Source organism: Rhizobium sp. SVR5-9E (genome assembly GCF_056755095.1).
This window is the reverse complement of record NZ_JBNDHS010000066.1, coordinates 20,653-35,033: the sequence shown is the minus strand read 5'-3', so window position 1 is coordinate 35,033 and position 14,381 is coordinate 20,653. Positions and strand designations below refer to the sequence as shown.

Annotated in this window: 9 protein-coding genes and 2 pseudogenes; 4 read left to right on the top strand and 7 right to left on the bottom strand. The window is 57.0% G+C overall.

What is annotated here, in order from left to right; all coding sequences use genetic code 11:
- Positions 1-536: 536 nt before the first annotated feature.
- The gene (locus tag ACPYOJ_RS24465) at positions 537-878 is read right to left on the bottom strand and encodes a DUF1127 domain-containing protein (RefSeq protein ID WP_481418553.1); all 342 of its coding nucleotides are present in this window, start codon (positions 876-878) and stop codon (positions 537-539) included.
- Between the two features lie 174 nt (positions 879-1,052).
- Positions 1,053-1,352 (bottom strand): hypothetical protein, encoded by a 300-nt coding sequence (locus ACPYOJ_RS24460; protein WP_481418552.1) that lies wholly within the window; start codon positions 1,350-1,352, stop codon positions 1,053-1,055.
- 401 nt (positions 1,353-1,753) lie between these two features.
- Between ACPYOJ_RS24460 and ACPYOJ_RS24455 the strand changes: the two genes are divergently transcribed.
- Complete coding sequence (locus ACPYOJ_RS24455) at positions 1,754-3,109, top strand: glycosyltransferase (protein WP_481418551.1); 1,356 nt, start codon at positions 1,754-1,756, stop codon at positions 3,107-3,109.
- Between the two features lie 154 nt (positions 3,110-3,263).
- Positions 3,264-3,530: pseudogene (locus ACPYOJ_RS24450) on the top strand (YhjD/YihY/BrkB family envelope integrity protein); the annotation flags it as partial.
- Between the two features lie 124 nt (positions 3,531-3,654).
- Here ACPYOJ_RS24450 and ACPYOJ_RS24445 read toward each other — a convergent pair.
- Positions 3,655-4,524, bottom strand: coding sequence for a class II fructose-bisphosphate aldolase (locus ACPYOJ_RS24445; protein ID WP_481418550.1), 870 nt, complete (start codon positions 4,522-4,524; stop codon positions 3,655-3,657).
- A gap of 366 nt (positions 4,525-4,890) precedes the next feature.
- Here ACPYOJ_RS24445 and ACPYOJ_RS24440 point away from each other — a divergent pair.
- Positions 4,891-5,124, top strand: a pseudogene (locus ACPYOJ_RS24440) (DUF983 domain-containing protein); the annotation flags it as partial.
- 428 nt (positions 5,125-5,552) lie between these two features.
- Here the strand turns inward: ACPYOJ_RS24440 and ACPYOJ_RS24435 are convergent.
- Positions 5,553-6,971 (bottom strand): FAD-binding oxidoreductase, encoded by a 1,419-nt coding sequence (locus ACPYOJ_RS24435; protein WP_481418549.1) that lies wholly within the window; start codon positions 6,969-6,971, stop codon positions 5,553-5,555.
- Between the two features lie 743 nt (positions 6,972-7,714).
- Here ACPYOJ_RS24435 and ACPYOJ_RS24430 point away from each other — a divergent pair.
- The gene (locus tag ACPYOJ_RS24430) at positions 7,715-8,767 is read left to right on the top strand and encodes a ketopantoate reductase family protein (RefSeq protein ID WP_481418548.1); all 1,053 of its coding nucleotides are present in this window, start codon (positions 7,715-7,717) and stop codon (positions 8,765-8,767) included.
- A 421-nt stretch (positions 8,768-9,188) separates the two neighbouring features.
- On the opposite strand, the gene ACPYOJ_RS24425 is transcribed toward ACPYOJ_RS24430, so the two are convergent.
- The 3 genes from ACPYOJ_RS24425 to ACPYOJ_RS24415 form a co-directional block, all read right to left on the bottom strand.
- Positions 9,189-9,446 (bottom strand): hypothetical protein, encoded by a 258-nt coding sequence (locus tag ACPYOJ_RS24425; RefSeq protein ID WP_481418547.1) that lies wholly within the window; start codon positions 9,444-9,446, stop codon positions 9,189-9,191.
- Between the two features lie 623 nt (positions 9,447-10,069).
- Complete coding sequence (locus ACPYOJ_RS24420) at positions 10,070-11,395, bottom strand: MFS transporter (RefSeq protein WP_481418554.1); 1,326 nt, start codon at positions 11,393-11,395, stop codon at positions 10,070-10,072.
- Between the two features lie 213 nt (positions 11,396-11,608).
- Positions 11,609-14,188, bottom strand: a complete 2,580-nt coding sequence (locus ACPYOJ_RS24415) for a two-component system VirA-like sensor kinase (protein WP_481418546.1) — start codon at positions 14,186-14,188, stop codon at positions 11,609-11,611.
- Positions 14,189-14,381: the final 193 nt, after the last annotated feature.

Sequence of the window (14,381 nt, the reverse complement as noted above, 5' to 3'; positions counted from 1 at the left end):
GACTAGTCGTCGGCAGCGTCAGATGTGTATAAGAGACAGGTCACCGACCGGGCGCCGGTCCTACGTCATCGTTGGTTCTATCGTGAATTCCTTGTCCTAGACAGAGATCGCCGCATCGAGATGGCTGCCGATTTTCGAAAAGTGATTGAGAAGTATGGTTCTCGTTTTCGCCCTTGCGAAATTGGCTCGTTCAGCTGTTCTGCAGCCGAGACATCCCGATTGCAATTGTGACGCTTTTGTCGAGGGCCGGACTTTTCCGGAACTATGCAGCAACTGCCGCCAGTCACAATCCAAGACGTTTGTCGACGGCAGTGCCCCACCAGACGCGCATGGGCAAGCGACGGCGCAATGCAAAACCAGACAGCGCAATAGCGATGAAAACGAATTTCGATGGAAAAAACTTGTGACATATTCCTTTGCAACCCTGTCAGGGGCGCAGGGAATTGGTTCGAGAAAATTCGCACCTGGACGACAAATCCCGGATTAGGTGTTAGGACCAGCAGCCTTGATGGGGATAGCAGCTATGCGCTAGCCGCCTAAGCTGCGGTGGTGAGGACGAGGGTAGATCGGCAGCGGGTAGGCGTCGTGAACCCGCAACGCACTTTCACCGAGAGGGGTCCTCTTCCGCAGCCACGGTCGCGCCGGAGGCAGCTCCCGCCTTGCTCTTCAGCTACGAAGTCGTGGAATAAGGCGCGTGGAACTGCGCCCGTATTCCAAAGCGGACGGTCCGATCGGGTCGAAGTGGCGTCAATCCGAACGCCGCCCGAGTCTGACAACGGGTCAATATCACAACGTGACAGTCCTTTATCCTTCAAGATCCGATCATCCAGGACCTCCAGCGCTGTTCGCATCCGCCGCATCTCGGCCGCACGGGCCAATCCGTGCCACGGCGTGGCAAGTAACGATAGGATCGATGATCCGCGACCGGATGAGGTGTCCGTGCCTGGGCTTACTTCTCGCTGCGGTTTGGCGATGCGCTCTTCTGCGCTGGACGTGTTCGGGATTGGGCCGCGAGCTCCAGGAAGCGGAAAGATCCAGCTTTCAGGCCCGAGCTATCCAGCACGCAACGAGTCTTGGTCATGCTTGGGGACATGTTCCTCCTCATCGGGCACATGGCGGTTTTCCGGATGCAGGCCGGCACAAGAGAGCTCAAGACCCTCCATGATATTCGATATCGCCCGGGATAGAGCCACCTTGAGCCAACCTCCTCTGTCGTCGACGACGATGGGTGGCTCCGGTTTGAACATGAAAGGCAGGATGGCCTCGAGATCCGACGGTTCTCCTTCCCATTCGCGTACGCGGTTGCTGTTGGCAGCGATGATGGCGCGCGGTGAATTTCCTTTTTGTTGCATTTGCTTTTCTCCACTAACTGTCGAGTGTCGACAGCAGAGAGATTGCTGGCGCCCGGCTACAGGAGCGTTTCGAATCTGGAAAAGCAGGTTACGGCTGTAGTTCAGCGGTCCAGAGCCTGTATTCGCCTGTTCGGAGAAACAGGCACTCCTTCGGACGGCAAGAGCCGATCGCAGAGGAACGGCTTCCTTATCCTGCCCCGCCGCCAAAGAAGCGTTATCCTAGAGCCGCTGCGCAATCGCTTCGGCAAGCATCCAATATTTCAAGCGTAGCCTTTCACCACCGCTCTGAAGCTGGGCGGTAACAGTGATCGCTCATTCTCGTCGCTGCTCGGGCCACGGAGCGGACTTAACTCCGGAGAAGGGGCAAGAGCTATGTTTCAACAACAGAGCGATTGAATACCATGAACATTCTCATTGTCTCGACGCCGGCAACGGGTCACCTCAATCCATTGCTTGCAGTCGGCCGAATCCTGATTGCCGAAGGTCATCGGGTCCTTACTTTATCAGGCACAGCCTTGCGCAAGCGCATCGAAAGCATTACGGCTGAATTCCATCCGCTCCCGCCGGGTGCTGACTTCGATCCGGAGGACATCCATTCAATCGCTCCGGAGTTGAAGACCATGCCGCCCGGACCCGAATGGCTGCGCATTGCTATCGAACGCGTTTTCGTCGATACGATTCCTGCCCAGCACCTGGGTCTGCAGCAGGTTCTGCGTGACTTTCCGGCCGATGTCGTCATCGGCGACGATATGTTTTTCGGCCTCCTGCCGATGCTGCTCGGGCCGCGCTCGAAAAGGCCGCCGATCGTTCTTTGCGGCACGTCGATCTTGCACTGGCGCCGCGAAGACAATGCGCCGCATTTTGCGGGCCTGCCACCGGCAGTCACCAAAGCGCAACACGAGGAATATGCGGCGATCGCCCAAGAACACGACAGGCTCGTCAGCCATCCCATCGCCAGACGGGCGGATCTGTGCCTCATGGAACTCGGCGTCCAGCCGCTGTCGACAGCTCTTTTCGATTCGGTCGTGGAGCTTGCGGATGCCTATATGCAGCTGTCGGTTCCGAGTTTCGAGTTTCCCCGTAAAATTCCAACCTCGGTGAACTTCGTCGGAGTCCCGCCTTTCATTCCGAATCAAGCTCCGCTGCCGCCCTTTGCTCACGAACTGGATGGCTCACGCAAGGTCGTCCTGGTGACGCAGGGAACGGTTGCGAACCACGATTTCAACCTTCTCGTCGCTCCAACGCTTGCGGCGCTCGCCGACGAATCCGACGTGCTTGTGGTCGCGACCGCCGGTGGTCGCCCGACCGATGCCATACCAGGCCCAATTCCAAGCAACGCGCGTCTTGCCAGCTATCTGCCGTTCGAATGGCTGCTGCCGAAGGTCGATGTGCTGGTCACCAATGGTGGCTACGGCAGCGTCAACCAGGCCCTGAGTCTCGGGATTCCTCTCGTCACCGCCGGACTGACTGAGGACAAGGCTGACGTGAACGCGCGTGTCGCCTGGTCCGGCGTCGGAATTGATCTCAAGACCAATGAACCGACACCATCCGCGCTGAAGCAGGCCATTCGCACCGTGCTAGACGAGCCGTGCTATCGGTCGCGCGCGCGGCTGATGGCCGAGGAATTCGCCGAGATCGACACGCGAAGTGAAATTCTGAGGATCGTCAGCCAAGCCGCCAATCGTTCTGCTGACAGCGATTTAAGAATGAATGAGCTTGCGATCGCAGCCCGGGCACGGCTTGCACGTCGCCAATAGATCGCTCGTCGGCAAGCTGCCTCTTTAATGTCGCGGATTTTTTGGCACGGTGAAGCAGTTGAGCCTGCGTCAATGTTGGCGCAGGAAGCAGAAAGCAGTTCCTGGAAAAAGGAAGAGGCGACCCGTCAGGCTGCCCTTGATCGCGGTGTCCGCTATAGCCAAAGCCGAGCCCGGCCGGGGAACGGACGCAAATGCACCCGAGGCGATACCCGTCAAAGGCCTACGCGATGTCTTTTGGCGGCTGGTCCACGAAGTCAGCGATGATCGTGTGACGCTTATCGCGGCCGGAGTGACGTTCTACCTCTTGTTGGCACTGTTCCCCTCGTTGTCGGCGCTCGTCGCGCTCTACGGGCTGATCGCGGATCCGGCCACCGTGGCTGACCACCTCCGGGAGCTGTCAGGACTTCTTCCGCCGGGCGCAAGTTCCACCGCCATCACGTCCCGAGGAAACGAGGCAGGCTCGCGAATCGCGATAAGCCAAGGACCGTCTCGATCGGGCGCCAATAATCGCACGCGCCTAATCCCGCCTTCGTATGCCAAGGCCCCTACGGCATCTTATTGAAGAGCTTCAGCCTCGACCGCACGACCTCCTGCACCGAGGAAACCGCAACCGGCAAGATCTTGTAGGGGACCACTTCGGACTTCTCCTTCGCCAGCCCTTCCTCGAGGCCGCGCCGCCAGGCGATGCGCAGCTCCGTGTTGATATGCACGATGTTGATGCCGGCATCGATCGACTGCTTCAGGTCGGCATCCGCCGTCCCCGATCCGCCATGCAGCGTCAGGAAGACTTCGGTCGCCGCCTTGATTTCCCGGATGCGGTCGATCCTCAGATGCTTCTTGGTTTCGCCCTCCACCATGCTCTGCACCATGCCATGGGCGTTGCCGACTGCCGGCGCGAGAACATCAATCCCCGTCGCCTCGACGAATTGCCTCGCTTCCGCCGGCGTCGTCAGGATCGGGTCGTGCGTGTTGATTCGCTCGTGAATTTCCGACCCCGTTCCGATATCGCCGATCTCTCCCTCGATCAGGATCGCCGGGTTTATGGACTTCAGCTCCTCGATCGCCTTTCTCGTCCTCCTGATATTCTCTTCGACCGGTAGGGCGGAGAGATCGAAGACGACGGAATCGAACCCGGCCTTCGCCGCCTCCAGCGCGCTCTCCAGCGAATGCGTGTGATCGGCATTGAGATATATCGGCCAGTCGAACTCTTCCCTGAGGCTTTTCACCACAGCGGCAAGCTCCCTCGTCCCGAAAAATTTCCGCTCCCCTTCCGACGCACCGATGATGACAGGTACCTTGACCTCCTGGGCGGCGCCGAAGACCGCCTTGACGAGCGTGAAGTCGGAGACATTGAAATGCCCGATCGCCACACCATCGGCTTCGGCCTTCTGAAGGATTTCCCGAAAAGTTTTCATGAACGCTCCATTGCTAATGATAGATCACCGGCATCAAACAAATGTCGCCACAGCCGTCTGGCACCTTCTGGCAAAGCCCCGGCATACAAAGCAGTTCCGGGTCGATTCCATGCTTGCTGCCGACGCCACCATTGCAAACCGAGGCTATCAATTCATGACAGAAGATACCACGAATGATCGCCTCTCGAGTGAAACTTCTTCAGAGACATATGCAGAACATCGAATGAGGACGGACTTTAGTGGCAAGCTGGACCTCTCACGAAGGGACTGACAGATATCAGTGTGAGGCGCGAGAGAGGCCGCGACTCCCCTTCTCCCCAATAGGCTATCAGATTCACACATTGTCGAAAGCGGATCGGGGGATCCGCCGACGGGCCGGCGTTCTTTGCGATGAGTATCGTGGCTGTGCCGGCACTTGGGTTCGCCGTGTGGCTCCAATTTTCCTTGGATCCACGTCTGTGCGCACATCTCGTTTCAACACTGCCTCTGACCGGTGTAGCGTGCGTGATCTTGCTGCGGCCGCTGAAAGGCTAGCTTGTCCGCTCCGAATATTTTCATAAGGCCGAGGAAGGCCGCATTGATCGCGATTGGCGACGCTGAGCTCGGTGACATCCTCATCAAGACGAGAAGCGAGCGGCTTCTTCAGTGGATGGACCAGGAGGGATTCGTGTTCTTCGCTGGCTGAAGAAACGAGCGGCGATTGTTGAACTCGCGGCGTCCACATGACGGCGATGGGCTATTGAACGCCGTCAACCTCCAGGTGGGCCGTGTAGACGGATTTGACCCAAGGGAAGCCGGCGGCGAGAGCAATGAAGGCGAAGAAGTTTCGCATGGTCTTTTCGCCGCGCAGGCGATGCGTTTGAACCGCTTGACCTTTCCAATAGCCTGCTCGATCCGAGCGCGGTCCCTGTAGAGCGCTGCTCCGAGAGGCCGGGTTCATTTGGAGAACGTGCGGAGCGATGATAAGCGGTGCTATTGGACCTTCGCGGGGCGTATTTGTGGGAAGCTTGCAACGTCTAACGCGATGGTTATTCACAGGCCAACAGCTGCTGCCGAGGATCAGTTGCTGGTAGGACGTTCTGATTGAGGCTGAAGAAATTGGTTGGATCGTATTCGGCCTTCAGTCTCGCCAAGCGCTTATAGTTCGGGCCGAACGCGGCGCGAATCGTGCTCGCCGGCTCGTCGCCGAGGAAGTTCAGGAAGTAGCCGCCGCTGGAGTAGGGACGCAGCGCATCCCACATGGTTCGCGCCCAGCCGGTATGCCGGTCACGATCGGTGGGGTCCGTCCATTGCGCGTTGATGCCGATGTTGAACTGCGCCTGGCGCTGGCCGAAGGCGGTGTTGGTGGGGCCGACCCGGCTGGCGGCCCCGCCGTAGAATTCGATCATGGTGGCGGACTTCGGCGATTCGATGCGGTTGCCATGGTCTACGATCAGTCCGATGGCCTCATCGCTCAGCTCGGTCAGGAAGGTCGACTTCCAATAATTGAAGGTGTTGTCGAGGATGGAGGCATCGAACAGCGCCTGCATCGCTCCGAAGGGCATCGGCTGCACGGCATCCATCAGCGGCGTGCCGAAGCTGCGCAAAGGCTGCACTATCCGCTCGCCCTCCGTGATATCGCCGCTGTAGCACAGGATCACGGCCGCGACCGGCGCGCCTTCCGGAGTCGAGATCAGCCCCGCATAGGCCGTGAGCTCCTCCGGCGCCGTCGCCATGAAATCCCGATAGTGCCGGAAGAGCGCCGCGGCGACATCGCGCGGATAAAGCACGACGCCGCTCAGGACCGTTGTCACCGGATGCGCCCGGAACAGCAGAGAGGTGACGATGCCGAAATTGCCACCGCCGCCGCGCAGGCCCCAAAACAGGTCCGGATGGCACTCGGCATCGGCGGTGATCACCTCTCCCTTCGCCGTGACGACCTCGCAGGACAGAAGGTTGTCGCAGGTCAGGCCGTGCTTGCGCACCAGCCAGCCGACGCCGCCGCCGAGCGCCAGCCCCGCAACGCCGGTCCGGGAGACGACGCCGACAGGGACCGCTAGGCCATGCAACTGGGTCTCGCGGTCCAGCTCGCCCAGGGTGCTGCCGCCGCGCACCCGTACCGTGCGCTGCCGCGTGTCGACGAAGACTCCGGTCATGGTTGACAGGTCGATGACGATGCCGTCGTCGCACAGGGCGCGGCCGGCGACGTTGTGGCCGCCGCTGCGGATCGCGACCAGCAGGTCGTTCGCCCGCGCGAACTTGACGGCTCGGACCACGTCGGTCGTACCGGCGCAGCGCGCGATCAGCCCCGGGCGCTTGTCGATGCTGGCGTTCCAGATCTGCCGCGCGGCGTCGTAGGCGTCATCCTGCGGCAGGATCACCTGCCCCGCGAAGCCCTCTCGGAATGCAGCGATTGCCGCGGTATTGACTACGGCGCCGTCGCGACGTTTAAGCTGGGGATAGCGCATCATCTTCTCCACAGTACGAGTGAATCCGCGAAACCTGTTTCGGCGTCGTTACATGTTCATGTCAAAAATCGATTAGGTTGGTTTCGAATGTAGCCGGCGCAGTGCCGCGAGTACGGCTGCGTGGACGGATTTGACCAAGATGAGGCCGGCGACGAGAGCAACGAAGGAAGCTCCCCGCGCGAACGCCAAGCGCCTTGTCGTTCTGCCCCCTTTGCGCCCGCTGCCGAAACATGGGCGCGGGACGATGGCACTGTCGAACATCTGTACCGGATGCGCCCCGAGAGGGATGCGAGGTGGTCGAAGAAGAGCTCGAATACGCCCGCCTTGTTCGATCGGTCGAACCGCTTCCACAAAACACGAACCTCTTTTCGACCACCTAGCTATGCGGCCCGTCACTATCCATTCAATATTCCCTGCCAACGTTACAGCTGCAACCATCCGACGGGCGATCGCAACTTGCCTGTAACCTAATCGGCTTAGCCATCGCGGCAGCGCCGTCTCCATGGTGTCCGATAGACATGGGCGGCTCTCCGAGACGTGCGCTTCTCCCGAATAGGGAGACAAATGTTACGGAACAGAAAATTCACCCTTGCTGGCCGGAATGATCGGTCGGAGGTGGCGCCGGGAGACCGTTTCCTGATGCGCATATCTTCCGTTTCACGATCAAAAGGAGCGTTCCTGACGCGTGGTGCAGTGACCGAGCCGAAACAACAGTTCGCCTTGGATCGTAGAAGGAGACCAGGATGCATGAGATCGTACCCGAATTATCGATTCATAAGGCAGCGAAAGGGCTTCGCATCTGTGTTGCCGGTCCCGGTGCAATCGGCATCACGCTCGCGACACGGCTGTCAATAAGCGGGCATTCCGTCAGTGTTCTTGCCCGAGGTGAAAGCCTCGTTGCTATCAAGAAAAATGGCTTGTCTCTTATGGACGCCGAAGGAGAACATCGGGCTCATGTCACCGTCGGCACCGCCGACGAGCTTCAGAGCGCGGATGTGCTTTTTCTTTGCGCCAAGGCGCAAGACCTTGAATCCCTGGCCGAGGCCGTACAACCCCTCATTCATCCTGAGACGCTCGTCGTTCCGTTCGTTAACGGCATTCCATGGTGGTATTTCCAGGGGGTTGAAGGGCGTCACGCCGGCCGCACCGTTCTGGCTGTCGACCCTCGTCAGCGCCTCAAGCGATTGCTGCCGGAGCAGCGTGTAATTGGCGCCGTTACGACAATCACTGCGGAAAGACTTGCGCCCGGCGTTGCCCGTACCAGAAACCCTCTCCGTTGCGTCATAGGAGAGATAGACCATCGTCGCAGCGATAGAACGGACTGGCTTGCAGCTCTGTTGGCTGAAAGTGGGATAGCCACGCGCGTCACGGAAAGGATACGTGATGCCCTGTGGACGAAGGTCGTTGCCAACTTGTGTAGCAATCCGCTTTCGGTTGTCACCGGCGCCACGTTACGTGATGTTTGTGGTGATCCGTCTTTGTCCATCGTAAGCCGAAAGCTGGTCGATGAAGGCTTGTTGGTCGCTGCTTCGTTTGGCGCGCGATTGGAGCTCGATCCCAGCTCGCTTCTCGCGATGGGCGCCAGCATGGGCGATTTTAAGACTTCGATGCTTCAGGATTACGAAAAGGGCCTGCCACTTGAGTTGGCGGCAATTTGCAACGCCGTTATGGAGCTGGGAGATCTTGAAGGTATTTCAATGCCCTTTACAAGAACGATAACAATTCTCTCGCAGTTCAAAAGCAGCATGCGCCAGAAGGCGCCCTACGTCGAATCGGACAGAACCAACGCGGCATAGTTCTTGCTACACGCTGATATTACTCGGCAGGCAGAAGCCGGAATCGACGCGAGTGCTTGCGACATTACCGGTTAACCCGATCGAAGTCGTGTTGAATTCATCGCGACAGACAATCCAGGCTGCGATTGACATCCTTTCCATGGGTTTCGGTTGTCTTTTCCCAAGGCTCGTTTGGCTTGGATCGGCCGAACCGGTCTCTGCGGGATGCCTGCGATTGCCGATGGGCTTCCGCGGCGCAAAGCGGCATTAGCGCGGTTCAGCTTTTCACGGAATCGCAGAACCGCTCTATCTCTTTGCTTTTTCGTAATTCCCGCCGGGGAAAACCGCTTCGCACTTTTCCTGAAATTGCTCTAGGAGGCAGACCACAAACATTTCAGCCACCAAGGCCGGGCGAAATCTGCTGATCGGCACCAACCGCTTGTTATTCCATATCGTCGGCATATAGAGCGGCCAGTTCTGGATACATTGACATCCCAGCGAGAACCAGCCCATCGAAAATGATGCGCAGTAACAATGATGCCGCGCTATCATGTCGTTGCGCAAGCACAACTGGCTGAGTTACGGCTGGCTGATCCGCTGGATTCGGAGACACCAACAAAGAACCATTGACTGCCACGAGGCGTGGGTAAAGCATCCGCTTTACATCATCACCGCCAGTGCTCACATTTTTATAGGACATTCTGGGCCTCCGATTTAGCATTCGGAGAATTATCTTTGAGAATTACCCACTAATTACAATAAATAGACATTATATTTCGGATGAAACGGGAGCTGTACGTCCATCTATTTCGATACCAAATAGAAATCTTGACGCTACAAAAGTAGCCGAAAAGGCCGGCTCTGAAACAATCTTAGAACATCGAGCGGCAACACTTGGGTAGCTTTTCAAGGAGGCACCCATGGCGAATCCTGTCAACGCCACTCGACCATTCAACACTCACCCACCAATTGCGCGTGCCAATGACGGACAGTCGAAGTCACGCAGCCGGGTTTTCCGGACTACCCCTCGCCGGATCGTGGAATATTTCTTCCGTTCTAAACCGCGAAGAATTGATGGATTAACGCCACACCTTCAGCGCGACATAGGCCTTACGGACTTTTATCTCCCCAAGAGAGGAGTTCCGTCGGCAACATCCGAAGATTTCTTCCCCTATTGCTGATGCCGTCGCCTAAGTTGCAAACACGACCATTCCCCGTCAGTCGCAATCAAAGCCTAACCAGGCTCCTAAATTCCCAGCCAGATCTGGGAACGGCATGGTTTGCAAATCGACTGCCCTTCCTGCGCAAGCTGTCGTTGGAACCCTATTGCTGACATGCAAGTGCCGCGCGCTCTTCAATACCTGCGGGAAACTCCAGCCCGTCACCATTCTTGCAAAGATAGAGTCCGATACCAAGCGCCAGAGCCGCGATGAAGAGAAGATAATATGCAGGCGCCATTGGATTAAGCGGCAGCAACAAGCTCACAGCCGCGGGTGTCAAGCCGCCGAAGACGGCGTAAGATAAATTATAGGAAAAAGAAACGCCTGTGAAACGTACACACGCGGGAAAGGCCCGCACCATTGCGTAAGGAACGGCGCCTACCACACCGACCGACAGTCCCATAAGTGCGTAAAGGGCAAGGGCAATCGGCAGTGACACGGCCGCGAAACTATAGAAGGTGAATGTTGCGGCGCCAAAGAATATGCTTCCCGCGACAAAAAATCCTCTAGAGCCTACTCTGTCCACAATCGCACCGGCAGCGGCAGAGCCGAAGATAAGGAAAAGCGCGCCGAAACCAGTCGCGAGAAGAGATTGTTGTGCTGTGTATCCGTAGAGTTGCTGCAAGAAGGTCGCAGTCATCAATGTTGTGACGACGACGCCGGCAGAAAGAAACCACGTCAGCAGCAAAGAGACGGCAATGCTGTGCGGGTAGTCACGCAAGACCACCTTGAGCGGAAGCTCCGGAACAAGACGATGGCTCTTCTCCATTTCGGAGAATACGGGCGTTTCCCGCAGCCAGCGACGTAGATACACCGCAATGAGCCCAAAAACCGCCCCGATGAAGAAGGGAATACGCCATGCAAAGGCGGCAACATCGATCGGCGTGAAGAGCTCATTGATCAGAGCGGCTACGAAGACTCCCAGCAGAATTCCTAAAGTAAGGCCGGCACAGAGAACGCCGCAGCCAAATCCAACCTGGCGGGAGGGAACGTGTTCGGCGACGAAAGTCCACGCTCCCGGGATTTCACCTCCGATCGCCGCCCCCTGCAGAATACGCGTGATCACGAGCAGCACCGGCGCGGCAACTCCGATCGATGCGTATACCGGAAGAGACGCCATTCCGAGAGTAGAGAGCGCCATGAGCAATATTGAAAATGCGAAAATGCGTTTACGTCCAAAGAGATCGCCGAAATGGGCGAGTATGATCCCACCGAGCGGGCGCACAAGATAGCCCGTACCGAAGATCCCAAAGACCTGAATCGTCAACAGCCACTCCGGCACGCCCGGCGGGAAAAAGAGCTTGCCGATTACGACCGCGAAGAAAACAAAAATAATGAAATCGTAAAATTCCAGCGCGCCACCCAGAGCCGCTATTCCGAGGAGCAGATAATCCTGCGAGCACAGGTGCCGCGGCCTACTTCTTCTCATTAAGACACGCACACAAATCCATCCTTTGAAATCTTGGGCGCAGAACTCCGCCCTCGCTATCTTCTCATAACGCTAGAATTGCCGGCTATCGTGCGAAAGCTACTCCCTCGCTTTAAACGAGCAGAATTCCGTTACAAATGAAACGGCGGGAGATATTTGAGCGGCTTGGCCGGCTCGTAGTTGAGCTTTGGAAAAAGAGGCCGCGAGATCGCGTCATCCTCCAATGGCCCTGCTTCCGGCCCGGCGTCGTTGTGCGTCGGCACCGGCATCGATTCTTCTGCGAATGGCGTCCGCCAAGCTCTTGGAGTTGAGCGGCTTTTTCAGCGCGCCTAATCGTTTGAGGTTCTGCTCGCTCAGCGGTCCGGTCCGGTATCGATCGCTGATGAGGAGATAGGGAATGTCGCTCAAATCCGAGTCCAGTTGTGATAGAGTTACAGTACTTTTGAGCGAGGCAACGTCGAGAACAACGAGATCGGGACGCCGGTCATTCGATTTCAGCCAATCCAAAACCCCACTTAGCTCAACAAATCCCACGGGCTCGTACCCGAGAGCAGCAAGTTTCTCCTCGTGCATCATCAGGAGTCGCTGCTGCTTCTCGAGAATGATGACCGTCTGACCGTTGCCATAGGGCACCTTTTCTTCATGAAAGAATTGCCGCAGGGGGATAGGAGCTTGGTGGCATATCGGAAAGAACAGATCGAAGCGCGTTCCTCGCCCAACAGCGCTGTCGACATTGATATACCCTGCAAGCGCCGCCACGTTTCCGTGAACGGCCGCAAGGCCGAGACCGGTGCCGCCGGCATGAGACTTCGTCGAAAAGAACGGTTCAAAGATATGCGGCAAAATGGAATCCGGTATGCCTTCGCCCTGGTCGGTGACGCTGACGCGAATATAGCCGCCGGATGGTAATATGCCGTGTGAAAGTGGTCGTGTGGACCGGGTTATGACAGGCGACACCTCGATGTCGATTTTCCCACCATCGGGCGACGCCTCCGAGGCATTTTTGCAGAGGTTCATAAGGATCTGCTGGATCTCTATCGGGTTGCCGAGGACAACCGTCGGGCGGTCCGCAAGGTGGTGCGATAGTTCCAGGGCTTCCGGAAGGGATATTTTCAAAAGGTGTAGAATGTCTGAGACGGCCTCAACCATATCGAAAGGCCTGCTGCTGCGTTCACGCTTGCGGCTCAATGTCAGTATCTGGTCGATGATCAGCCTCGCCCGCTCACCGGCCGAGACGATCTCGTTGACGTAGTGCCTGGTCGGCGACGGCCGCCGCAGAATCTGTAATGCCATCTCGCCATACCCAAGCATAGAGCTAAGTATGTTATTGAATTCGTGGGCGATTCCTCCCGCCAAAGTGCCCACGGCCTGGAGCCTCTCCGCATGCTCCAGGCGATGCTCAAGGATGTCTCTTTCGTGCCGCTTGCGAATTCGGTCGACACACTGAATAAGAAGGTCGATGGCGGATTGCAACAATTCCACCTCATCACTGCCCGCTTTCGGCCGCGACTCCTTGTATTCGAAGATAATCATCGCGGCATAGCGCGCAGAAATTTGCATTCCAACCGCAACACCTGCGCTCATTGCGTTTCGCGTAAATGCAAGTTCGTCGCGGCTTTGCAAATTTCGGTAGAAAAAGCGCGGACGAGGCGTCTGTTGCGCCACATTATTTCGGCGTAGATCGTCCAGGAAATCCGACATGAGCGTCTTCGAAAAGGCAGTTCCGCTGGTATGGCTCTCATAGACTTCCTGTACCAGTCCCGTCTCGACATTGGAGATCATCAGTTCGTGGCGCGTGGCGTCGAAAAACTCCGCGAGGAGGTCCAGCGTATCGTGGATAGCCGCAACGCAATCGGGCGAGGGGTCGTTGTCGAACCTATTTTTTATTTGGCTCATGACATCCTCGAAGTCGAGCCGGCGTGTCAAACGATCCGTTTGCAGACGGAGCCGATACACAAGGAACAGAATGTAGATGCAGAGGATGATCGAAATTGTTCCGAGAAAAATTCTGCTCCACGTGGCGCGTAGGTTGATCGCACTGTAAGCCTCAAGATATTCGGTTTGTAGATCTTGAGCGCGCTGCGGAGCGTCCGACGTTTGAATATCGGCAACGATATTATTCACCGACGGCAAGGTCATCAAAATCATGTGGCCATGCACTGTCAATGTTGTCAGTCGCGAGACGAGCACGCTATCGGTCGAATTTGCCAACGATGTTGAATGCAGCAGGATGCTGATGCGTCGCGCAAGATCCGCGTCGGGATCGCCCGAAAAACGCAGCATCGAATTGCCTAATTCATCGAGATTCGCGGGCAATCCCCGCAAGTCGGACGAAGGACGTTCATATATGTCGGTGAGAATTTTACTGAAGATGCTGAGAGAGTTATGCAGAAGTGCGTTCTTCGTCTTAAATTGTTCGACAAGTGCCTCGTTTCTGTCGATTGATGCGGACAGTTGCTCAAGAAGAGCCGCCAGCTTCTCGTTATCGTTAAGGTTCGTTTTCCTAAAAAGCGATTTCAATCGCCCAAGCATATCATGCAAACCGCCCATAGAGGCGTCGAGCGGATCGTAGTTATTGAGCAACCCGGCCCGTGTTTGCAAGACATCCCGTTGAAGTGCCGAATTGTTCAAGTCGATCAGACGAAACGCGGCAAGTACGGCTTCGTGCGTTTCTTTTTCGGGACCCCGCCCGGCTGCCAAAAGTGCAAATAGGATTGCACAGAGTATCGCAACCACGATGGCCCAAGGCTTCCCAGCGATCCTCTGGAGGTGATGCTTTGCGACCGCGACCATCCAATTGCCTTATGTCTAAGCTTCGCAATGGGACTGGCGACCATTGCCTGGGAGCTTGCGAGATCCGTCTATATAGTGGCTGGGAGACTGGGACCGTAGGGGCTAGAGCTTATTGGGCTATTCATAGAGAGTGAACCAGCACCAGATACGCATGGCGCGCCGAATGCCTGCATAAACTGGTTCCAACACCGCG